At 68.2% G+C, this 22,046-nt stretch carries 17 protein-coding genes; 9 read left to right on the top strand and 8 right to left on the bottom strand.

What is annotated here, in order from left to right; all coding sequences use genetic code 11:
• Positions 1–77: 77 nt before the first annotated feature.
• The 3 genes from glgB to glgX all read right to left on the bottom strand — a co-directional run bounded on the left by glgB (position 78) and on the right by glgX (position 6,520).
• Positions 78–2,279: a 1,4-alpha-glucan branching protein GlgB gene (glgB, locus tag RS83_RS15450; protein WP_045280365.1), complete on the bottom strand. Its 2,202-nt coding sequence runs from the start codon at positions 2,277–2,279 to the stop codon at positions 78–80.
• Positions 2,276–4,360 (bottom strand): alpha-1,4-glucan--maltose-1-phosphate maltosyltransferase, encoded by a 2,085-nt coding sequence (locus RS83_RS15445; protein ID WP_052679143.1) that lies wholly within the window; start codon positions 4,358–4,360, stop codon positions 2,276–2,278. The genes glgB and RS83_RS15445 overlap by 4 nt, the downstream gene beginning before the upstream one ends.
• 87 nt (positions 4,361–4,447) lie before the next feature.
• Positions 4,448–6,520, bottom strand: coding sequence for a glycogen debranching protein GlgX (gene glgX, locus RS83_RS15440; RefSeq protein WP_045280364.1), 2,073 nt, complete (start codon positions 6,518–6,520; stop codon positions 4,448–4,450).
• Between the two features lie 93 nt (positions 6,521–6,613).
• On the opposite strand from glgX, the gene RS83_RS15435 reads away from it, so the two are divergent.
• From RS83_RS15435 to ligA, 3 genes are all read left to right on the top strand, one after another.
• Positions 6,614–7,789: a cysteine desulfurase family protein gene (locus RS83_RS15435; protein ID WP_045280363.1), complete on the top strand. Its 1,176-nt coding sequence runs from the start codon at positions 6,614–6,616 to the stop codon at positions 7,787–7,789.
• Positions 7,790–7,798: 9 nt separating this feature from the next.
• A complete protein-coding gene (gene mnmA, locus RS83_RS15430; protein WP_082071693.1) occupies positions 7,799–8,896 on the top strand; it encodes a tRNA 2-thiouridine(34) synthase MnmA in 1,098 nt (365 codons plus the stop codon).
• A 77-nt stretch (positions 8,897–8,973) separates the two neighbouring features.
• The gene (gene ligA, locus RS83_RS15425) at positions 8,974–11,310 is read left to right on the top strand and encodes an NAD-dependent DNA ligase LigA (RefSeq protein ID WP_045280361.1); all 2,337 of its coding nucleotides are present in this window, start codon (positions 8,974–8,976) and stop codon (positions 11,308–11,310) included.
• Positions 11,311–11,603: 293 nt separating this feature from the next.
• On the opposite strand, the gene RS83_RS15420 is transcribed toward ligA, so the two are convergent.
• Positions 11,604–13,427, bottom strand: coding sequence for a DEAD/DEAH box helicase (locus tag RS83_RS15420; RefSeq protein WP_419760994.1), 1,824 nt, complete (start codon positions 13,425–13,427; stop codon positions 11,604–11,606).
• A gap of 47 nt (positions 13,428–13,474) precedes the next feature.
• Entirely contained in the window at positions 13,475–15,175 is a 1,701-nt protein-coding gene (locus RS83_RS15415) for a long-chain-fatty-acid--CoA ligase (RefSeq protein ID WP_045280360.1), read from the bottom strand.
• 72 nt (positions 15,176–15,247) lie between these two features.
• Here RS83_RS15415 and gatC point away from each other — a divergent pair, with 72 nt between their 5' ends.
• The 6 genes from gatC (at position 15,248) to RS83_RS15385 (ending at position 20,859) form a co-directional block, all read left to right on the top strand.
• Complete coding sequence (gene gatC, locus RS83_RS15410) at positions 15,248–15,547, top strand: Asp-tRNA(Asn)/Glu-tRNA(Gln) amidotransferase subunit GatC (protein ID WP_045280359.1); 300 nt, start codon at positions 15,248–15,250, stop codon at positions 15,545–15,547.
• Positions 15,544–17,061: an Asp-tRNA(Asn)/Glu-tRNA(Gln) amidotransferase subunit GatA gene (gatA, locus tag RS83_RS15405; protein WP_045280358.1), complete on the top strand. Its 1,518-nt coding sequence runs from the start codon at positions 15,544–15,546 to the stop codon at positions 17,059–17,061. Before gatC ends, gatA begins: the two co-directional genes overlap by 4 nt.
• Entirely contained in the window at positions 17,061–18,575 is a 1,515-nt protein-coding gene (gene gatB / locus RS83_RS15400; RefSeq protein WP_045280357.1) for an Asp-tRNA(Asn)/Glu-tRNA(Gln) amidotransferase subunit GatB, read from the top strand. The genes gatA and gatB overlap by 1 nt, the downstream gene beginning before the upstream one ends.
• A gap of 76 nt (positions 18,576–18,651) precedes the next feature.
• Positions 18,652–19,908, top strand: coding sequence for a DNA polymerase IV (gene dinB, locus RS83_RS15395; protein WP_045280356.1), 1,257 nt, complete (start codon positions 18,652–18,654; stop codon positions 19,906–19,908).
• Between the two features lie 68 nt (positions 19,909–19,976).
• Positions 19,977–20,294, top strand: coding sequence for a hypothetical protein (locus RS83_RS15390; protein ID WP_045280355.1), 318 nt, complete (start codon positions 19,977–19,979; stop codon positions 20,292–20,294).
• A complete protein-coding gene (locus RS83_RS15385; RefSeq protein WP_052679142.1) occupies positions 20,278–20,859 on the top strand; it encodes an aminobenzoate synthetase in 582 nt (193 codons plus the stop codon). The genes RS83_RS15390 and RS83_RS15385 overlap by 17 nt, the downstream gene beginning before the upstream one ends.
• Positions 20,860–20,914: 55 nt before the next feature.
• Here RS83_RS15385 and RS83_RS15380 read toward each other — a convergent pair whose 3' ends face one another.
• From RS83_RS15380 to RS83_RS15370, 3 genes are read right to left on the bottom strand one after another with little or no spacing between them, the layout of a single operon-like run.
• Positions 20,915–21,409: a DUF2017 family protein gene (locus RS83_RS15380; RefSeq protein ID WP_045280354.1), complete on the bottom strand. Its 495-nt coding sequence runs from the start codon at positions 21,407–21,409 to the stop codon at positions 20,915–20,917.
• Positions 21,406–21,702 carry an ATP-dependent Clp protease adapter ClpS gene (gene clpS, locus RS83_RS15375; protein WP_419760993.1) on the bottom strand — a complete coding sequence of 99 codons (297 nt, stop codon included), beginning with the start codon at positions 21,700–21,702 and terminating at the stop codon, positions 21,406–21,408. The genes RS83_RS15380 and clpS overlap by 4 nt, the downstream gene beginning before the upstream one ends.
• Positions 21,699–22,046 (bottom strand): metallopeptidase family protein, encoded by a 348-nt coding sequence (locus RS83_RS15370; RefSeq protein ID WP_045280352.1) that lies wholly within the window; start codon positions 22,044–22,046, stop codon positions 21,699–21,701. The genes clpS and RS83_RS15370 overlap by 4 nt, the downstream gene beginning before the upstream one ends.

The following is a 22,046-nucleotide window of genomic DNA, read 5'->3' as shown; positions in this document are numbered from 1 at the left end:
CGCGCAGGCTTCCCGGCGACGACACCGCCGCAACGCCTGAGAGCGTGGCGGCGGTGTCGTTCGGCGTGCGCCCCGCGTCAGCCGTGGCTGATCGTCGGCACGTGCGGGTCGCTCTGGTAGCGCAGCCACAGCGTCGACAGCGCAGGCAACGTGAGCGTGGCGACCGCAGCATCGCCCTCCTGGTGCGCGATCACCATGCCGAGGTTGCCTGAGCCGCGTCCGCCGTACTCGCCGGCGTCGGAGTTGAGGATCTCTTCCCACACGCCCTCGCGGGGGAGTGCAAGGCGATATCCGGCGTGCTCGACGCCAGCGAAGTTGCTGATCACCACAAGGCGCCCGCCGTGCGCGTCGCGACGCTCGAACGCGATGACGGTCGGGTCCCAGCTCGGCGCGCCGAGGCGCGTGAACGAGGACGCTTCGTTGTCGCGCACCCAGAGGGGCGCCTGTGCACGGTAGGTCTGGTTCAAGGCCCCCACGAAGCTCTGGAGCTGACGGTGCGACGGCTGGTCGAGCAGCCACCAGTCGATCTCGCGCCCTTCCGACCACTCGGCGAGCTGGCCGAACTCCTGCCCCATGAACAGCAGCTTCTTGCCGGGGTGCCCCCACATGTAGGCCAGGTACGAGCGCACGTTGGCGAGCTTGTGCCAGTGGTCGCCCGGCATCTTCGAGATGAGGCTTCCCTTGCCGTGCACGACCTCGTCGTGGCTGATCGGCAGCAGGTAGTTCTCGCCGAAGGCGTACACGAAGGAGAACGTCATCTCACCCTCGTGGTGCGCGCGGTACATCGGGTCGCGCTCGATGTACTGGAGGGAGTCGTTCATCCACCCCATGTTCCATTTGAAGCCGAAGCCGAGACCGGCGTGATCGGTCGGCGCCGTGACGCCGGGGAAGCTCGTCGACTCCTCGGCGATCATCATGATGCCGGGGTGCAGCCGGTAGGCGGTCGCGTTGACCTCCTGCAGGAAGCGGATGGCCTCGAGGTTCTCGCGGCCGCCATGGATGTTCCGCTCCCATTCGCCGGCGTTGCGGGAGTAGTCGAGGTAGAGCATCGACGCCACCGCGTCGACGCGGAGCCCGTCGACGTGGAACTCGCTGAACCAGTACAGCGCGTTCGCCACGAGGAAGTTGCGCACCTCGGACCGGCCGTAGTCGAAGATCAGCGTGCCCCAGTCCTGGTGCTCACCGCGCCGCGGATCCGGGTGCTCGTACAGCGGCTGACCGTCGAAGCGGGCGAGCGCGAACGCGTCCTTCGGGAAGTGCCCGGGGACCCAGTCCATGATCACGCCGATGCCTGCCCGGTGCAGACGGTCGATCAGGTACCGCAGGTCGTCCGGACCGCCGAAGCGGCTCGTCGGCGCGTAGTACCCGCTCACCTGGTAGCCCCAGGATCCGCCGAAGGGGTGCTCGGCGAGCGGCATGAACTCGACGTGCGTGAAGCCGGTCTCGAGCACGTGCTCGATCAGCGGATCGGCGGCATCGCGGTATCCGAGCCCGCCACGCCAGGAGCCGAGATGGATCTCATAGATCGACAGGGGCTGGGCGACGGCATGGGTCGCTGCGCGGCGGGTCATCCACGCGCCGTCGGACCACTCGTAGGTCGAGCTCGCCACGACCGAGGCTGTCGCCGGCGGAACCTCGGCGCTCAGCGCCATCGGGTCGGCCTTCAGGATCCAGTTGCCGTCGCGCGTGCGGATCTGGAACTTGTACTTGCTGCCAGCCGCGAGATCGGGGATGAACAGCTCCCAGAGTCCGCTCACGCCCATCGAACGCATGGCGTGGGCCTCGCCGTTCCAGCCGTTGTGATCGCCCGCCACGCGGACGGCTGTGGCGTTGGGCGCCCACACGGTGAACGCGACGCCGTCTTCGCCGCCCGAGGTGCGCGGATGGGCCCCGAGGACCTCCCAGAGGCGCTCGTGGCGTCCCTCGGCGATCAGGTGGACGTCGAGCTCTCCCAGCGTCGGAAGGTGCCGATACGGGTCTCCAGCGGTCGTCTCCGCGTCGTCGCCGTAGGCGGTCGCCAGACGGTAGGGCACCGGCGGACCGTCGTGACGTGCCTCCCAGATCCCGTGCGCGGCGTGCTCGAGCTCCAGACGGGTCCCGTCGGCGAACACCGCTGCGACGGATGCTGCGAGCGGACGCCGGGCACGGACGACGGTGGCCGTGCGGCCGGCGGCATCCGTCACCGGATGGGCGCCGAGCACGGCATGGGGCTCGTGATGGGAGCCGCCTGCGACGGCCTCCCATTCGGTGGATGCCGTGATGTCCTCGATGGAACTCATGCTCGTTCCCTCACCTTCAGGATGTGCACGGGTTCGGCGAACGCGTCGAGCCGTACGTAGTTGTGATCCGCCCAGGTCCAGACGTCGCCGGTGAGCAGATCCTCGACCTCGAACGAGGTCCCTTCGGGTACACCCCAGACAGTCGTGTCGAGGTGGACCGTGGTCTCTCGGACGGAGTGCGGATCGACGTTGGCGACGACGATGATCGTGTCGGCCGTGCCGGTTCCGGTGAACGCCGCGTCGAGATGCTTGCTGTAGACGAGCACTGCATCGTCGTCGCTCCAGTGCGCACGGAAGTTGCGCAGCTGTCGGAGGGCCGGATGCTCGTGACGGATGGCGTTGAGGCGTCGCAGCAGGGGAGCGAGCGATTCGCCGCGTTCCTCCGCACCCTCCCAGTCGCGGAACTTGAATTCGTACTTCTCGTTGTCGATGTTCTCTTCCGAGCCGGGACGGGCGACGTTCTCGATGAGTTCGTAGCCGGCGTACACGCCCCAGAGCGGAGCCGCCGTGGCCGCGATGCACGCCCGGATCCGATACGCCGCGCGGCCGCCGAACTGCAGGTACTCGGTGAGGATGTCGTGGGTGTTCACGAAGAGGTTCGGGCGCATGTAGTCGCTCGTCTCCTGCGACACCGAGGTGAGGAACTCCTCGAGCTCGTCCTTGGTGTTGCGCCACGTGAAGTAGCTGTAGCTCTGCTGGAATCCCACTGCTGCGAGCGAGCGCATCACGGCAGGTCGTGTGAAGGCCTCGGCGAGGAAGATCACGTCCGGATCCTGCGCGTTGACCGTCGCGATCAGCCATTCCCAGAACTGCAGCGGCTTGGTGTGCGGGTTGTCGACACGGAAGATCTTCACCCCCTGGGCGACCCAGTGCTGCACGATGCGCAACATCTCGGCGTAGATGCTAGCGGGGTCGTTGTCGAAGTTGAGCGGATAGATGTCCTGGTACTTCTTCGGCGGGTTCTCGGCGTATGCGATCGAGCCGTCAGGCAGAGTCGTGAACCACTCCGGATGCTCGGCGACCCACGGGTGATCCGGTGACGCCTGCAGCGCGAGATCGAGCGCGACCTCGAGGCCGACCTTCTGTGCAGCGCGCACGAACGCCCGGAAGTCCTGCGCCGTGCCGAGATCGGCATGGATCGCGTCGTGCCCGCCGTCGGCGGCACCGATCGCATAGGGCGATCCGGGATCACCGGGCTCGGTGGTGAGCGTGTTGTTGCGTCCCTTGCGGTTGCTCGTGCCGATCGGATGGATCGGCACGAGGTAGACGACATCGAAGCCCATCGCGGCGACGCCGGGCAGGCGCTTGGCCGCGGTGCGGAACGTGCCGCTCTTCACCGTGCCGTCCTTGAGACGCTTGGCGCCCTCCGACCGCGGGAAGAACTCGTACCAGGCCGCGACGCCGGCGGCCGTGCGGTCGACGAGCAGCCGCTGCTCCTCGCCCGCGGAGCGCAGCGACGCCACGGGGCGTTCAGCGAAGACGGCGGCGAGGGTCGGGTCGAGCGAGAGTGCGAGTGTCGTGTCGGCCTCGCCACGACTGAGGGCCTCGGCATCCGCCTTCAGCCGCTTGCGCTGCGCTGCGGGTCGATCGGTCTCTGCCGCCGCGCGCGTCAGGATCTCTGCGCCGAGAGCGCCCATCACAGGCACATCCACGCCGGCAGCGACCTTCAGCGACGCGGCATGCGCCCACGTGGCGAAGTCGTCGGCGAAGCCCTCGAAGCGATACGTCCAGGTGCCCTGCTGGTCGATCAAGACCTCGACAGCCCACCGATCCGTGCCATCGGCGCGCGGACTGAGGCGGTGCAGGGCCTCTTCGCCCTCAGGCGATGTCAACCGCAGGTGCACGCCGATCGAGTCGTGTCCTTCGCGGAACGAGACGACGGTGAAAGGGACGACTTCGCCGACGAATGCCTTGGCGGGGTAGCCGCCCGGGACCGCGGGGGTTCCGTCGAGCAGCGGGATGCGCCCCGCTCTGGTGTCGATGCCGTCGGCGACGAGGTTGCCGGCGCCGCCCAGGGGGCGCGTCGGGATCTGGGCGGAGCTCCGGAGAACTGAGGATCGGGTACCACTGCGTGCAGCCACACCCCGAATGTACCGTCCGTGGCGAGCTGCGGAAACGACTTGACAGGGTGCGTCGGCACCCCTTAAGTCAATTCGACGGCAGCGGTGTCATTCCACCCGGAACAGGTGCATCGAGGTGCCGGGGATCGGCAGGACATCGCCGGGCGCGAACACGCCGCCGGCATCCGATGGGCGCTCATCGGCGCTCGACCAGAGCGACACGAATCGGGTCGCGTCCTCGATCTCCACCGGCAGGGTGACGTCGATCGGCGACTCGGTGCCGTGCACGATCAGGAGGATGCGGTTGTAGTCCTCGTTCTCCGGCGTGGAGGCGGCTACGTACTGCAGCGTCCGATTTCGCGGATCGTTCCAGCGGCTGCTCTCCATCGTCTCGCCGTTCTGGTCGAACCAGTCCATCACCGAAGCGTTCGGGATGTGCTCTCCCAGACGCGCATACCGACTGGGCCGAAGGGCCGGATTCTCCGCGCGCAGCTGGATCAGGCGCGTCACGTGGGCTCGGAGGTCGTCCTGCCACGGCTCGAACTCCCAACCGAGCCAGGTGAGCGCCGAGTCCTGGGCGTAAGCGTTGTTGTTCCCGCGCTGCGTGCGTCCGACCTCATCGCCCGCGGTCAGCATCGGGATGCCGGCGGAGAGCAGCAGCGTGCCGAGCAGGTTGCGCATCGCCTTGCGCCGTGCGGCCAGGATCGTCGGGTCGTCGGTCGGACCCTCGACGCCGTGGTTGAACGAGCGGTTCATGTCGGCGCCGTCGCGGTTCTGCTCGCCGTTGGCATCGTTGTGCTTGACGTCGTACGCCACCAGATCGTGCAGTGTGAAGCCGTCGTGGGCGGTGACGAAGTTCACGCTCGCGAGCGGCCCTCGTTCGTCGCAGAACGTGTTCGACGATCCCGCGAGCCGGGTCGCGAACCCGCCGATGCCGACCGGTGCGGACGCTCGCCGCGCGTAGTCGATGTCGCTGAGCCAGAAATTGCGGACGCGGTCACGGTAGCGGTCGTTCCACTCATGCCAGCCGGCAGGGAAGTTCCCGGTGTGCCAGCCGCCCAGGCCGACGTCCCATGGCTCGGTGATGAGCTTGGTGTCGCGCAGCACCGGATCGTTCGCGATCGCCGTGAGCAGCGGGTGCTCTGGAGTGTAGGTGTGCGCCCCGTCGCGGGCGATCGCGGTCGCGAGGTCGAACCGGAATCCGTCGATCTGCATCTCCTGCGCCCAGTAGCGCAGCGAGTCCAGCACGAGCCTGGCGCCGGCATCCGTCGAGGTGTTCAGTGTGTTGCCGCAACCGGTGGTGTCGATGTAGATGCCCGCGTCGTCCTGCCGGTAGTAGCTCGCATTGTCGATGCCGCGCAGGCTCGATCGCGGTCCGCCGATGCCTTCCTCGGAGGTGTGGTTGTAGACCACATCCAGGATGACCTCGAGCCCGGCCTCGTGCAGCAGCCGCACCATGCCCTTGAACTCGGCGAGCACCGCCTCCGGGCCTTCCTTCCTGGCCTCATCGGTCGCGTACGCCGTGTGCGGTGTGAAGAAGTTGAGGGTGTTGTAGCCCCAGTAGTTGGTGAGCCCGCGCTCGAGGAGCCGCGGCTCCGGCACGAATGCATGCACCGGGAGCAGCTCGACCGAGGTGATGCCGATGGAATGGAAGTACTCGATCATCGCGGGATGCGCGAGCCCCGCATAGGTGCCGTGCAGCGCGGGCGGAACGCCGGGATGCCGCTTCGTGAGCCCCTTGAGGTGACCCTCGTAGATGATCGTGCGGTCGAGCGGCACGCGAGGCTTCTGCGAGTCGCCCCAGTCGAAGCCGTCGACGATCACGACGCTGCGCCACTCCTCGTAGCCGTCGCCCTGTGCGAGACCGCGCGCGTACGGGTCGAGGAGCATGGTCTCCGGGTTGAAGGTGTTGCCCGGCCCGTGCGGGCCGCCCACGCGGATCGCATACCTGGTACCGGCCTGCAGCAGGGGAGTGGTGACCTCCCAGATGCCGCCTGGCAGCCGATCGAGCGCGATCTGATCGGTCGCCCAGTCGAGGTCTGTGGCGTCGAACACGACGAGCTCGACGGATGCGGCGTTCTGCGACCAGACGCGGAGCGTGCCGACTCCGTCGTGCAGACGCACGCCGAGGTTGTCGAGTGCGGTTCCGCCGGGCGCGGTGAAGTCTCGGGTCGCGGGCATGAATACACCCTAGAGGGCGCGGAACGCCCGGACGGACGGCGGATGCACAGACGTGCACGCCGTGACCCGGTCGAAATGAGAGAGCATGGGAACATGCGGCATTACCTCGATCACGCGGCGACGACTCCGCTGCGCCCCGAAGTGCGAGACGCCTGGCTCGCGGCGTCGGACACGGTCGGGAACGCATCGTCGACGCACGGTGCAGGGCAGGACGCCCGCCGGGTGCTGGAAGAGGCACGTGAACGCGTCGCAGCGGTGCTCGAATCCGACCCGATCGAGGTCGTGTTCACCTCCGGGGGCACCGAGTCGATCAACCTCGCGCTGCAGGGGCTGTGGAGTGCACGCGCAGATGAAACCGATGCGATCGTGCTGCCGGATGCCGAGCATCACGCGACCATGGACACGGTCGCCGCACTCGCGGCTCGCGGCGCGAACGTTCGCTCCGTGCCCGTGTCTACGCAGGCGAGGATCGATCCGCTGCTCTTCGCGGAGCGACTCCCCGGTGCGGCACTGGCGACCGCACTGATCGCGAACAACGAGGTGGGCACGATCAACGATGCCGCGACGCTCTCCGCCGCCGCGGCGTCGGCCGGCGTCCCGCTGCATCTGGACGCCGTATCGGCCCTCGGACATGTCCCGGTGTCGTTCCGTCGGCTCCGCGGCGACGCCGGAGCGGGCGTGGGCCTGGTCGCGCTGAGCGTGGCGGGACACAAGATCGCGGCGCCCGTCGGCATCGGCGCGCTCGTGGTGGCTCGGACCGCTCGTCTCGAGGCGCTGCTCCGCGGCGGTGCCCAGCAGCGCGGATTGCGCGCGGGTACCCAGGACGTTCCCGGCGCTGTGGCGTTCGCGACGGCGCTCGAACTCGCGGAGCGTGAGCGGGTGTCGGAGAGCGTCCGGCTCCGCGCGCTGCGGGATCGGCTCGCCGACGGCATCCGATCACGGGTCCCGACCGCCGTGCTGCTCGGCGATCCCGTCGACCGTCTGCCGGGGAACGTGCACGTGCTGTTCCCCGGCGCGGTCGGGGAGAGCCTGCTGTTCCTGCTCGACGTCGCAGGCGTTGCAGCCTCGACCGGGTCAGCCTGCCAGGCGGGTGTCGCAGAGCCCTCGCACGTCGTGATCGCGATGGGTCGCGACGAGGCCGATGCCAGGAGTGTGCTGCGTTTCACGCTGGGCCGCACCTCGACGGATGCCGATGTGGATGCCGTGCTCGCGGCGATCGGAGACGCGTACCTCAGGGCATCCGGGTCCGGTCCAGCTTCTCGCTCGTAGACTGGACTCATGCGTATTCTTGCGGCCATGAGCGGGGGAGTGGACTCCGCCGTCGCCGCTGCCCGCGCGGTGGATGCCGGTCATGATGTGGTCGGCGTGCACCTCGCGCTCTCGCGTGCCGGAGGGACGCTCCGTACCGGCAGCCGCGGCTGCTGCACGATCGAGGACGCGATGGATGCCCGGAGGGCGTCGGATCTCCTCGGGATACCTTTCTACGTCTGGGACTTCTCTGAGCGGTTCCGCGACGACGTGATCGACGACTTCATCGCCGAGTACCAGGCCGGGCGCACTCCGAACCCATGCATGCGATGCAACGAGAAGATCAAGTTCGCTGCGCTGCTCGAGCGCGCGATCGAACTCGGGTTCGACGCCGTGTGCACCGGTCACTACGCGACGCTGATCGATGGTGAGCAGGGACTCGAGCTGCATCGCGCTGCCGATAACGCGAAGGATCAGTCCTATGTGCTCGGCGTCCTGACCGCTGAGCAGCTTGCGCATACCTACTTCCCGCTCGGCACGACGCCGTCGAAGGCCGTCGTGCGCGCCGAGGCCGCCGAGCGCGGTCTCACGGTCGCGCAGAAGCCCGACAGCCACGACATCTGCTTCATCCCGGACGGCGACACCCGTGGTTGGCTCGCCGAGAAGGTCGGCACGGCCACTGGCGAGATCGTCGACCGAGCCGGATCGGTCGTCGGCTCGCACGAGGGAGCCCACGCGTTCACCGTCGGCCAGCGCCGCGGACTGAAGCTCGGGGTCCCGGCAGCTGATGGAAAGCCGCGGTTCGTGCTCGAAGTGCGTCCGGTCTCGAACACGGTCGTCGTCGGGCCGAAGGAAGCACTCGCGATCGGTGAGATCTCGGGGGAGCGGTTCAGCTGGGCGGGAGCCGCGCCGACCGCTGACGAGTTCGCGTGCGAGGTGCAGATCCGGGCGCACGCCGAGCCTGTTCCGGCGACCGCGTACGTCTCGACCGACGGCGTGCGGGTCGTTCCGGATCAGCCGCTCGACGGCGTCGCTCCCGGTCAGACCGCCGTGCTCTACATCTCGACCCGTGTACTCGGTCAGTTCACGATCGACCGCACCGTCTCGGCGGTTCCCGCGGCGGTCTGAGTCGCACTGCTGCTGGGCTTCCCGCCTCGTCGGCGTCGCACCGGTGTCATGTCGGCGACCGCTCGTAGACTGACCGGGTGCCGGAGAACATCTCGCTGGAAGACGCCCGAACCGAAGCCGAGGCGTTGACGACGCGCATCCTCGAGGCGAAGGACGCGTACTACGGTCGCGACACCTCGATCGTCGACGACGCCACATACGACGGCTGGATGCATCGGCTCGAAGGACTCGAGCGCCTGCACCCCGAGCTGCAGGGACAGGATTCCCCGACGCAGATGGTCGGTGCCGCCGAGGCGACAGGTCTCGCCACCATCGAGCATGCGGAACGGATGCTGAGCCTCGACAACGTCTTCTCGATCGAGGAGCTGCGGGAATGGGCCGCGAAGACCCGCGCATCGGCAGGTCGCGATGTCGCCTGGCTGACCGAGCTGAAGATCGACGGCCTCGCGATCAACCTCCGCTACGAGAAGGGCCGTCTCACTTCTGCTGCGACCCGCGGCGACGGCCGGGTCGGCGAGATCGTGACCGAGAACGCGCTGCGGTTGCCGGAGATTCCCGAACAGTTGCTGGGCGAGGGTCATCCGTCGATCGTGGAGGTCCGCGGCGAGGTCTTCATCCCGGTCGCGGCGTTCGAGCGACTCAACGCGGCACAGGCTGAGTTCCGCGAGCGCGCCTATGCCGATGCGCTCGCTCGTTGGGAAGCCAGAGGAGGGGCGAAGCGGCCGTTCGACGAAGAGAAGGCTCGTACTGCTGCCGCTCGACGATTCCCCTCCTTCGCCAACCCGCGGAACGCCGCCAGCGGCGGACTGCGTCAGCAGATCGACAAGAAGGACGGGCTCGAGCTCGAGGCCGGTCTGCTGCGCATCGAGTCGCTCGCCCTCTACGTCCATGGCGTCGGCGCGTGGCAGAACCCGCCGGTCGCCTCGCAGAGCGAGGTGTACGCGCTGTTGTCCGAGTGGGGCCTGCCGACGAGTCCGCACACCAAGGTGTGCTCCACGATCGACGAGGTCGCCGACTTCGTCGAGTACTTCGGTGAGCACCGGCACGACATCGAGCATGAGCTCGACGGCATCGTGGTGAAGGTCGACGAGCTCGAGCTCCACGACGAGCTGGGTGCGACGAGCCGGGCACCGCGATGGGCGATCGCGTACAAGTACCCGCCGGAAGAGGTGCAGACGAAGCTGCTCGACATCGTGGTGTCGGTCGGCCGCACCGGACGCGCGACGCCGTTCGCCGTCATGGCACCGGCGCAGGTCGCCGGCTCGGTCGTGCGTCAGGCCACCCTGCACAACAAGGACGTCGTGAAGGCGAAGGGCGTTCTGATCGGCGACACGGTGGTGCTCAGGAAGGCCGGCGATGTGATCCCGGAGGTTCTCGGCCCGGTCGTCGAGCGCCGCGACGGCACCGAGCGCGAGTTCGTGATGCCGGCGGAGTGTCCGGAGTGCGGCACGCCGTTGCGGGCGATGAAAGAGGGCGACATCGACCTCCGTTGCCCGAACGCTCGGTCGTGCCCTGCTCAGGTTCGCGGGCGTGTCGAGCACATCGGATCCCGTGGCGCGCTCGATGTCGAGGCGCTCGGCGAGGTCACTGCGGCGGCCCTCACGCAACCGACGACGCCCGAGGTGCCGCCGCTGGTCACCGAGGCCGGTCTGTTCGCCCTGACGCTCGATCAGCTGGTGCCGATCGAGCTGTTCGTGCGGGATGCCGAGACGGGGCTGCCGAAGGAGGACGATGATGGTGTCGTCAAGACCAGAGCGCCGTTCCGCCGCAACGCGACGGCCGCCGAGAAGAAGTCCGGCCTGCACACGGCTCAGCCGTCGTCGCAGGCGCTGACACTGCTCGCCGAGCTCGAGAAGGCGAAGACCAAGGAGCTGTGGCGGCTGCTCGTGTCGCTGAACATCCGGCACGTCGGTCCGGTCGCTGCCCGTGCGCTGGCGCAATGGTTCGGCTCGCTCGATGCCATTCGCGCGGCCTCCCGCGAAGAACTGGCGGCTGTCGAGGGCGTCGGTGGGATCATCGCCGATTCGCTGCTGGACTGGTTCGAGATCGACTGGCATCAGGAGATCGTGCAGGCGTGGGCGGACGCCGGTGTGCAGTGGTCGACGCCGGGGCACCCCGGGCCGGGGGCGGCTGTGGCTGCCGGAGGAGTGCTGGACGGGCTCACCGTCGTGGCGACGGGTTCGCTGGACGGTTACACGCGGGATGGTGCTCAGGAGGCGATCATCCAGGCCGGGGGCAAGGCCGCATCGAGCGTGTCCAAGAAGACCGACTTCGTGGCTGCCGGGCCGGGCGCGGGTTCCAAGCTCGCGAAGGCGGAGGAGCTGGGGTTGCGCATCCTCGATGCCGCGCAGTTCCACATCCTCGTGACCGAAGGGCCCGATGCGCTGCCGCCGGTCGCGTCAGACGGATCGTGAAGCGCTACGGGCCGCTGATCGCCGTTCCTGAGGCGCTTGCGGTCGGAGATCCTGGCTGACACCACCTGCGCCTCACTCCAGATGCCGTCTGTTGGCGCACCTGATCGAGAATCCCGAGCAACGCGCACTCCTGGTGCACCCGGAGCAGCTGGTCGACGTGGCCGCACAGCTCACCCGCGGCACGGCCTGACACGAGGCCGCGAAGTCCTGCGTCCGACGGAGTGAGGCTCCGGAGAAGACGAATGAGCGGAGCCGGCGAACCGGCCCCGCTCATTCGAATGTCGTGCTGAGCCTCAGCTCTTGTGGCGGGGCTTGCGGAACGGCTTCTCGTCGCGATCCGTGCGAGCAGGACGGTCATCCCGGTCGCGGCGCTCGAAACGGTCACCGCCGTCGGTGTCGCGCGGGCGACGACCCGCCGGACCGCGGTCCGGCTTGATCTCGATCAGGCGTCCGGAGATGCGCGTGTCACGCAGCTTCTCCAGCACCGACGGGCTCAGGTTCGAGGGCAGTTCGACCGTCGAGAAGTCCGGACGGATGTTGATGACGCCGAAGTCGTCACGTCCCAGTCCACCCTCGTTCGCGAGCGCGCCGACGATCTGACGCGGCTCGACACGGTGGCGACGGCCGACCTCGATGCGGTACGCGGTGTAGTCGCCGCGCCCGCGACGCTCGGTGCGCGGTTCGCGGGGCTCACGGGCGGCACGCTCGCGCGGCGGACGGCCATCGGCCTCGACCGCCCTGGCGAGGCGGTCATCGGCCGGGTCGAGCAGCAACGGGCTGTCGCCCTGCGCGACGATGGCGAGAGCCGCGGCCACATCGGCCTCGGGCACGTCGTGGTTGCGCACGTAGTGGGCGATGACGTCGCGGAACTTGTCGACGCGGGCGGCGTCGCCGAGCGCAGCGGTGATCGCATCGTCGAAACGGGCGAGACGCGTGGTGTTCACATCGTCGGTGGTCGGCAACTGCATCTGGGTCGGAACCTGACGCGTCGCCTTCTCGATGTGCTTGAGCAGGTAGCGCTCGCGCGGGGTGATGAAGCTGATCGCGTCACCGCTCCGTCCAGCGCGACCGGTGCGGCCGATGCGGTGCACGTACGACTCGGTGTCGGTGGGGATGTCGAAGTTGATGACGTGGCTGATGCGCTCGACGTCGAGACCACGAGCGGCGACATCGGTCGCGACGAGGATGTCGAGCTTGGCGTCCTTCAGCTGGTTCACGCTGCGCTCGCGCTGCGCCTGGGGGACGTCACCGTTGATGGCCGCTGCGGAGTATCCGCGGGCCCGGAGCTTCTCGGCGAGCGTCTCGGTCTCGTTCTTCGTGCGGACGAAGACGATCATGCCGTCGAAGTTCTCGACCTCGAGGATGCGCGTGAGCGCGTCGACCTTCTGCTGGTACGACACCACGAGATACCGCTGCGTGATGTTCGTGCCGGTTGCGGTCTTCGACTTGATGCTGATCTCTTCCGGATCGCGCAGGTACTGCTGCGCGAGGCGACGGATCTGCGGGGGCATGGTCGCCGAGAACAGCGCGACCTGCTTCTCGACGGGCGTCTGCGCGAGGATCTGCTCCACGTCTTCCGCGAAGCCCATCTTCAGCATCTCGTCGGCCTCGTCGAGCACGAGGTACTGCAGCTGCGAGAGGTCGAGCGTGCCCTTGGCGAGGTGGTCCATGATGCGGCCGGGAGTTCCGACGACCACGTGCACGCCACGGCGCAGTGCGGAGAGCTGCACGCCGTATGCCTGTCCGCCGTAGACGGGCAGCATGTGCACGCCCTTCATCTTCGAGGCGTAGGACTCGAAGGCCTCGCACACCTGGAGCGCGAGCTCACGGGTCGGCGCGAGCACGAGCGCCTGCGGCGACTTCTGCGACACGTCGAGCCGTTCGAGCACGGGGAGGGCGAACGCGGCCGTCTTGCCGGTTCCGGTCTGGGCCATGCCGACGACGTCGCGTCCGGCGAGCAGCGTCGGAATCGTCGCGGCCTGGATGGGGGAAGGGGTCTCGTATCCGAGATCACGGATCGCCTTGAGGACGGGCCCGGAGATGCCGAGTTCCTCGAATCCGGGGGTCGCGGGGGAGTCCTCGGGGGCGTCGGTCAGTACTGCATCTTCAGGAGTCACTACCCAAGGGTAGCGCTCTCGGCCTGTTCGTGCCTGTGAGGGCGTCCTCACGCACCGGTCGTCAAGGACAGGAGCTTCTCCCTGACCTGTCGCCGCAGCACCTTCCCGATGAGTGACTTCGGCAGTTCGTCGACCACGAAGATGCGGCGCGGCACCTTGTACGGCGTGAGGATCGTGCGCGTGAATTCCCGGATCTGCTCCACGTCGAGGTCGCTCGCGCCGTCCACGACGATCGCTGCGACGACCTCCTCGCCGGAATGCTCGCTGGGAAGACCGACGACCGCGGCGTCTGACACCAGCGAATGCTGGCGCAATGCGTTCTCGACCTCGGTCGGTGCCACGTTGAAGCCGCCCGTGATGATGAGTTCCTTGATGCGGTCGACGATGCGGACGAATCCGGCCTCGTCGATCGTCACGATGTCGCCGGTCCGGAACCAGTCGCCGACGAGGACCGCCTCGGTCTCCTCGGGCTTCCCGTAGTAGCCCGCGAACACCTGGGGGCCGCGCACCAGCAGCTCACCCGGAGATCCCTGCGCGACATCCTGCGTCGGATTCTCGGGGTCGACCACGCGACACTCGGTGCCCGGGATCGGGAGCCCGACCGTGCCAGGCACACGGTGCGCTGCGACGGGATTGGCCATGAGCACCGGTGAGCACTCGCTCAACCCGTACCCCTCGACCAGGTAGCCGTGCGTCGCGGCCTCGAAGGGCACGACGAGCTCGTGCGGCAGCGCCATGGCGCCGGAGATCGCGACTTCGACGCCTTCCAACGAGACGCCCTTCGCAGTCGCGGCGGCGAGCAGGCGATCCGCGATCGGCGGGACCAGCGGCAGGAAGGTGGCGGGATGCTTCTTCATCACCGTCAGCACGAGATCGGGGTCGAACTTCGGGAAGAGCACGAGCCGCGCGCCCATCGACATGGCGAACGTCAGGCACAGTGTGAGGCCGTAGGCGTGGAACATCGGCAGCACGGCGTAGACCACGCAGCCCTTGCCGCGCTGGATCGACGGCACCCACGCCCTCGCCTGCGCGGCGTTGGCGAGCAGGTTCCGGTGCGTGAGCGCCGCACCCTTCGGGGTACCGGTAGTGCCAGAGGTGTACTGGATGATCGCGAGGTCATCGGTCGACGGGGACGGGTGCGAGGCAGGCAGTGGAGTCGAGGTCACCAGGGCATCCCAGGTGACGGTGCCGCGCACCTTCTCGGTCAGCGCCGCACGCGACTCTCTGGCCTTGGCGACCGGCAGCCGGAGCGCGACACGGGTGAGGAACGGCATCGCCCGGGTCACGTCGACGGACACGAGCGACGTCACGGCGAGATCGGCTGGGAAGTCCTGCACGGTGGCGACGACCTTGTTCCACACGATCGCGTGCTTTGCGCCGTGATCCTCGAACTGCTTGCGCAGCTCGCGCGGCGTGTAGAGCGGGTTGTGCTCGACGACGACCGCGCCGAGACGGAGCACCGCGTAGAAGGCGATGATGTGCTGCGGACAGTTCGGCAGCACGATGGCGACCGGGTCGCCGGCGCGGACGCCGAGGTCACGGAGACCGGATGCTGCGCGCTCGATCGCCTCCTGCAGCTGCGCGTAGCTCGTCTCCTTCTCGAAGAACTGCAGCGCGGGTGCATCCGGGTAGTCCCTTGCCGATGCGGCGACGATGTCGATCAGCGAGCCCGAGACCGGGTCGAGGTCTTCCGGGACGCCGGCGGCATAGCTGGCGACCCACGGGCGCGGAGGCTGGAACGCGTTCACCCGCTCAGCATAGGCCGCGGCTGGGACGCGGGCGGGACCGGTCGGAGTGGACGCGCCAACTAGACTCGGAGTGTGTCTGAAATCACCCCTGATCTAGTACGTCATCTCGGCGTGCTCGCGCGCATCCAGCTCAACGACGACGAGGTGTCACGGCTCACCGGCCAGCTCGACGCGATCGTCGACAACATCGCGAAGGTGTCTGAGGTCGCAACCGACGACATCGCCGCGACGAGCCACCCGATCCCGCTGAGCAACGTCTTCCGTCCTGATGTGGTCGGCGAGACCCTCACCCACGAGCAGGTGCTGCAGAACGCACCGGATGCCGCTGACGGACGCTTCCGCGTGACCGCGATCCTGGGAGAAGAGCAGTGAGCGACATCATCCGACTGACCGCGGCGGAGCTCGCCGCGAAGCTCGAGGCCCGAGAGATCTCCAGCGTCGAGGCGACCCAGGCTCACCTCGACCGCATCGCGACGGTCGACGGCTCGGTGCACGCATTCCTGCACGTCAACGAGCATGCGCTCGAAGCGGCAGCAGCCGTCGACGCGAAGCGTGCCGCCGGCGAGCAGCTCGGCCCGATCGCCGGTGTTCCGCTCGCGATCAAGGATGTGCTGGTCACGAACGACCAGCCCACGACCAGCGGCTCCCGCATCCTCGAGGGATACCGGTCGCCGTACGACGCCACCGTCGTCGCCCGTTCGCGCGCGGCGGGGCTGATCCCCCTCGGCAAGACGAACATGGACGAGTTCGCCATGGGCTCCTCCACGGAGTACTCCGCGTACGGCCCGACCCGCAACCCCTGGGACCTCGACCGGATCCCCGGCGGCTCCGGCGGTGGTTCTGCCGCAGCCGTCGCCGCCTTCGAGGCGCCGCTCGCGCTCGGCTCCGACACGGGCGGCTCGATCCGTCAGCCCGCGCACGTCACCGGAACCGTCGGCGTGAAGCCCACCTACGGCGGCGTCAGCCGTTACGGCGCGATCGCGCTGGCATCGAGCCTCGATCAGGTCGGACCCGTCACCCGCACGGTGCTCGACGCAGGTCTGCTGCACGACGCGATCGGCGGCCACGACCCGAAGGACTCCACCTCGCTCCGCGACGAGTGGCCGTCGTTCGCCGCAGCCGCCCGCGAGGGTGCCAGCGGTGATGTGCTCAAGGGACTGAAGGTCGGCGTCATCCGCGAACTCCCCGACAGCGGTTTCCAGGCCGGCGTCGCCGAGTCGTTCCGCGCCTCGCTCGCGCTCATGGAGGCGCAGGGAGCTGAGATCGTCGAGATCGACGCCCCGCACTTCGAGTACGGCGTCGCCGCGTACTATCTGATCCTCCCCGCCGAGGCGTCGAGCAACCTGGCGAAGTTCGATTCGGTGCGTTTCGGTCTGCGCGTCACACCGGATGGCAACCCGACGGTCGAGGATGTCATGTCCGCGACGCGCGACGCCGGATTCGGCGATGAGGTCAAGCGCCGCATCATCCTCGGCACCTACGCCCTCTCGGCCGGGTACTACGACGCCTACTACGGCAGCGCGCAGAAGGTCCGCACGCTGATCCAGCAGGACTTCGCCGCCGCCTTCGCGAACGTCGACGTGATCGCGACCCCGACCGCTCCGACCACGGCGTTCAAGATCGGCGAGAAGATCGACGATCCGCTGCAGATGTACCTCAACGACATCACCACGATCCCGGCGAACCTCGCCGGCGTGCCCGGTATCTCGATCCCGAGCGGTCTGGCGGCTGAGGACGGCCTTCCGGTCGGCATCCAGTTCCTCGCCCCTGCACGGGAAGACGCACGCCTCTACCGCGTCGGTGCTGCACTCGAGACGCTGCTCGTCGACTCGTGGGGTGCTCCGCTGCTCACCCGCGCACCCCAGCTCGCAGGAGGGAACCGCTGATGGCCACCGCCAAGCTCATGGACTTCGACAAGGCGCTCGAGCTCTTCGAACCGGTTCTCGGTTTCGAAGTGCACGTCGAGCTCAACACGAACACGAAGATGTTCTCGGATGCTCCGAACCCGGCGAACGAGGCGTACCACGCCGCCGCGCCGAACACGCTGATCGCTCCGGTCGACCTCGGTCTGCCCGGCTCGCTCCCGGTCGTGAACGAGACGGCGATCCGTTCGTCGATCAGCCTCGGCCTCGCGCTCGGCTGCTCTATCGCGGAATCGAGCCGGTTCGCGCGCAAGAACTACTTCTATCCCGACCTCGGCAAGAACTACCAGATCTCGCAGTTCGACGAGCCGATCGCCTTCGACGGCTCGGTCGAGGTCGAGCTCGAGGACGGCACGGTCGTGACGATCCCGATCGAGCGGGCGCACATGGAGGAGGACGCGGGCAAGCTCACCCACATGGGTGGCGCCACCGGCCGAATCCAGGGCGCCGAGTACTCGCTGGTCGACTACAACCGTGCGGGCGTGCCGCTCGTCGAGATCGTGACGAACATCATCTACGGCACCGAGCACCGTGCCCCGGAGGTCGCGAAGGCGTACGTGCAGGCGATCCGCGACATCGTCCGCGGTCTGGGCATCTCGGAAGCGCGACTCGAGCGAGGCAACCTGCGCTGTGACGCGAACGTCTCGCTGCGTCCGCGTGGCACCGAGAAGCTCGGCACCCGCACCGAGACGAAGAACGTCAACTCGATGCGGTCCGTCGAGCGTGCTGTGAAGTACGAGATCCAGCGCCAGGCGCAGATCCTCGCCGACGGCGGCACCATCACGCAGGAGACGCGGCACTGGCACGAGGACACCGGCACCACGTCGCCCGGTCGCCCGAAGTCGGATGCCGATGACTACCGGTACTTCCCGGAGCCCGACCTGCTTCCCGTCGAGCCGGCACGCGAACTGATCGAAGAGTTGCGTGCGGCGCTGCCTGAGCAGCCGGTGGCCCGTCGTCGTCGTCTGATGACCGAGTGGGGCTTCACCGACCTCGAGTTCCAGGATGTCCGCAACGGCGGCATCCTCGATGAGGTCGAGGCGACCATCGCGGCAGGCGCGGCACCCGCCGCCGCCCGCAAGTGGTGGACCGGCGAGATCGCGCGCCTCGCGAACGCGCAGGAGAAAGAAGCCGCCGAGCTCATCTCTCCTGCCAACGTCGCGGCGCTGCAGCGGCTCGTCGATGCCGGCACGCTGACCGACAAGCTGGCGCGTCAGGTGCTCGAGGGCGTCATCGCCGGGGAAGGCACCCCGGAAGAGGTCGTGGCCTCCCGCGGTCTCGCCGTCGTGTCGGACGACGGCGCGCTGATCGCGGCGATCGACGATGCCTTCGCCGCCCAGCCCGACGTGCTCGCGAAGATCAAGGACGGCAAGGTCCAGGCGGCCGGCGCCGTGATCGGCGCTGTCATGAAGGCCATGAAGGGGCAGGCCGACGCGGCCCGCGTGCGCGAGTTGATCCTCGAGCGCGCAGCGCAGTAGGACGTCCTCGAGGGGCTCAGCGATCGATGATCGCTGAGCCCCTCGCTGTGTCCGTGGTCCGAGAGAGAATGGTGTCATGGGTCGTGGTGATGGCAGTGGGCGGATCGTCTCCGCGGCCGACGCCGACGACACCGGCACCCGAATCCTCCACGTCGACATGGACGCGTTCTACGCCGCCGTCGCCGTGCTCGACGATCCGAGCCTGCGCGGCCTCCCGCTGATCATCGGAGCGCCGGACGGGCGTTCCGTCGTGTCGAGCGCCTCCTACGAAGCACGTCGATACGGCGTGCGTGCTGCGATGCCGGTGGCGCAGGCCATCCGGCTGTGTCCTTCCGCGCGCATCGTGCTGCCGAACTTCCAGCGATACCAGGAGGTCTCGCGGCAGGTGATGGCGATCTTCGAGTCGTTCACCCCGCTCGTCGAGCCGCTGTCCGTTGATGAGGCATTCCTCGACGTGCAGGGGGTGCGCCGTCTGTGGGGGAGTCCCGCCCAGATCGCGGTCCTGATCCGTGAACGTGTCCAGGCGGAGGTCGGGATCAGCTGCAGCGTCGGTGTCGCCGCGACCAAACACGTCGCGAAGATGGCCTCCACCATCTCGAAGCCGGACGGGATGCTCGTCGTGGCGGCGGCAGACACCATCGACTTCCTCTCGCCGCGACCGGTCAGGGCGATGTGGGGCGTCGGGCCCAAGGCCGCTGAGTCGCTCGAGGCGCGGGGCATCCGCACGATTCGCGACATCAGGGAGTCGTCGACGGCGATGCTCGAGCGCGCTGTCGGGCCTGCGCTCAGTGCGCGGCTGCGGCAGCTGGCGAATGGGGAAGACGCCAGAGCGATCGAGACCGATCGGATCGAGAAGAGCGTCGGGCATGAGGAGACGTTCGAGCAGGACACGGCCGATCGTGTCTTCCTCCGTGCCGAGCTGCTGCGGCTCGCCGACCGTGTGGCCGCACGTCTGCGGCGCGCACAGTGGGAGGCCGGCACCGTGTCGATCAAGATCCGCTTCGATGACTTCCGCACGCTCAGCCGCTCCCAGACACTGCCGGAGCCGACCGCGGTCGGCCAGCGCATCGGTGAGGCCGCCCAGGCCCTGTTCGAGCAGATCGAGCGGCACGACCCCGTGCGGCTCGTCGGTGTGCGCGCCGAGAAGCTGCGGCCGGCCGGCGGTGGCGGGATCGGGCTGTGGGACGACGACGAGGACTGGCGCCGTGTCGAAGGCGCGATGGACGATGCCGTCGCCCGCTTCGGCAACTCGACGATCACGCGCGCACGTCATATCGGCCGAGGTGCCGGGCGCGGGGCAGCACAACATCCGAAGGCGCACGGTCTCGACTGATCTGACGCGTCGGGCGAACCCGACTCGAGCCATGGCACTCGACCGCTCCGGTCGGCTACCGTGGAAGCATGCCGAACATTGCACTCGAACTCGGAAAACAGGCCGCGTCCTTCGGGGTCAAGAGCGCCTATGGAGAGCCGCAGGACATCGATGGCGTGAGTATCACTCCGGTGGCGTTCACGTACTCCGGCTTCGGCGGAGGGAGTGGCGACGGCGCAGAGGGCGGCGGAGGCGGGGGAGTCTCCGTTCCGGTCGGCGTCTACGTGCGCCGCGAGGAAGGTCTCCGCTTCGAGCCGAACATCGTGACGCTGCTCGCCGTCGGGATTCCGTTCGTCTGGGTCGCCGGTCGGGCGCTCTCTCGCATCATCCGTGCCCTCAAGAAGTGACGACCAGGTCGCGATCGCGCTCGCACGCGCCGCGGCCCTGATCGAAGCGGACGTCCGCGCTCTGGCCGCTGCCAACCCTGTGGTCCTGATCGACGGTGGGAGCGGCGCGGGGAAGTCGACGCTGGCGTCTCTGCTCGCTGCCAGATGGCCGTTCACCGGTCGGGTGCAGATCATCGCACTCGATTCGCTCTACCCGGGGTGGGACGGGCTCGACGCCGGCGTGGCGAAGGCCATCGAGGGCATCCTCAAGCCGCACGGGCGTGGCTATCTCGGCAGCTGGCGCCGCTGGGACTGGACCACTGATGAAGAGGCCGAGACGCATGCTGTCGACCCTGCACTCGGCGTGATTCTCGAGGGCAGCGGCGTGATTCGTCCGGAGACAGCAGGACTCGCCGACATCCGCGTCTGGCTCGAGTCGGCTGAACCGGGCCGCAAGTCGCGTGCGCTCGCCCGCGACGGTGACGCCTACCGACCGCACTGGGATCGGTGGGCGGCGCAGGAGCAGCGCCACGCTGAGCGCGATGCGCCTCGGTCGCACGCGACACGTGTGATCGAGATCCCATAGGGACGCCGGGAACAGCGGCAGCCGAGACTCCGATCCCCATGCTGGTCGAACGTCGTCAGCCGTCGAGCTCGTCCGCAGCCTGGATCAGCACCTCGAGGCGATAGCCGAGCCAGTCGTAGATGCCGAAGCGCGCGTCGTCCTCGTCGTGCTGGTCATCAGAGGTGATGTCGAGACGCTGCGCGATCACGAGCCGGATCGCAGTCAGTGTCCGCAACCAGGCGTCGACCTGGGACTCGGCGATGACGACGTCGACGGGCGCAAGGGCGGCATCCTCCGTCACGGCATCCGGGTCGATGTCGAAGTCCCGCAGCGAGAGCCGTACCGTGTCGGCGTCCAGCAGCCTGCGGTCCAGCAGATCGTCGCGGGTTCCCTCGGAGAACGCCCTGGACGCATCCACATCATCCGGGTAGGGACTCGGTGTGAGGCGTTGCACAGCGGGATCCGCCGCATCGCGTTCGGCGCCGACGAGCTCGCGGAAGTCGTCGATCAGCTGCAGCAGGTGCAGTCCTTCCACGAGTGCGAGCGTGGAGACGATCTCACGAGCGGTCATGGCGTCGCCTTCCTGACGGTGGCCCAGAGCCCGTAGTCGTGCATCGCCTGCGCGTGCACCTCCATGGTCTCTCTGGGGCCGGTCGCCACGATCGCATGCCCGTCGTGGTGCACCGCGAGCATCAACGTGGTGGCCCGGTCGGTCGAGTACCCGAAATACGTGCGGAAGACACGCACGACGTAGCTCATGAGGTTGACCGGATCGTTCCAGACCACGACCTCCCACGGCTCGAGCGGGGCGGCCTCGAGCAGCGTCGTCTCGTCGAGGTCAGGGGTCGCGAGTGGCGCGTTCATGCCCATCCCATCTCATGCAGCTGCGCGTCGTCGATGCCGTAGAAATGCGCGATCTCGTGCACCAGCGTGGTGTGGATCTCGTCGCGGAGCTCATCCGCGTCGTCGCACTGCGCCAGGTGCGGCTCGCGGAAGACCACGATGCGGTCGGGAAGCTCACCCATCCCGTACTGGGTTCGCTCCGTCAGCGCGAGCCCGTCGTACATGCCGAGCAGGTCGAGGCTGCCGTCTTCCGGCCTGTCCTCGACGACGAAGACGACGTTGTCGAGCCCGTCCACCATGTCGTCAGGCAGACGGTCGAGTTCATCGATCACGAGCACCTCGAAGGCTGCGGCATCCATCTCCAT

Origin of the sequence: Microbacterium oxydans, assembly GCF_000956525.1 — a bacterium.
In the GTDB taxonomy this organism is placed as follows: domain Bacteria; phylum Actinomycetota; class Actinomycetes; order Actinomycetales; family Microbacteriaceae; genus Microbacterium; species Microbacterium oxydans_A.
The sequence above is the reverse complement of the archived record's forward strand: the minus strand, read 5'-3'. Positions and strand labels throughout refer to the sequence as shown.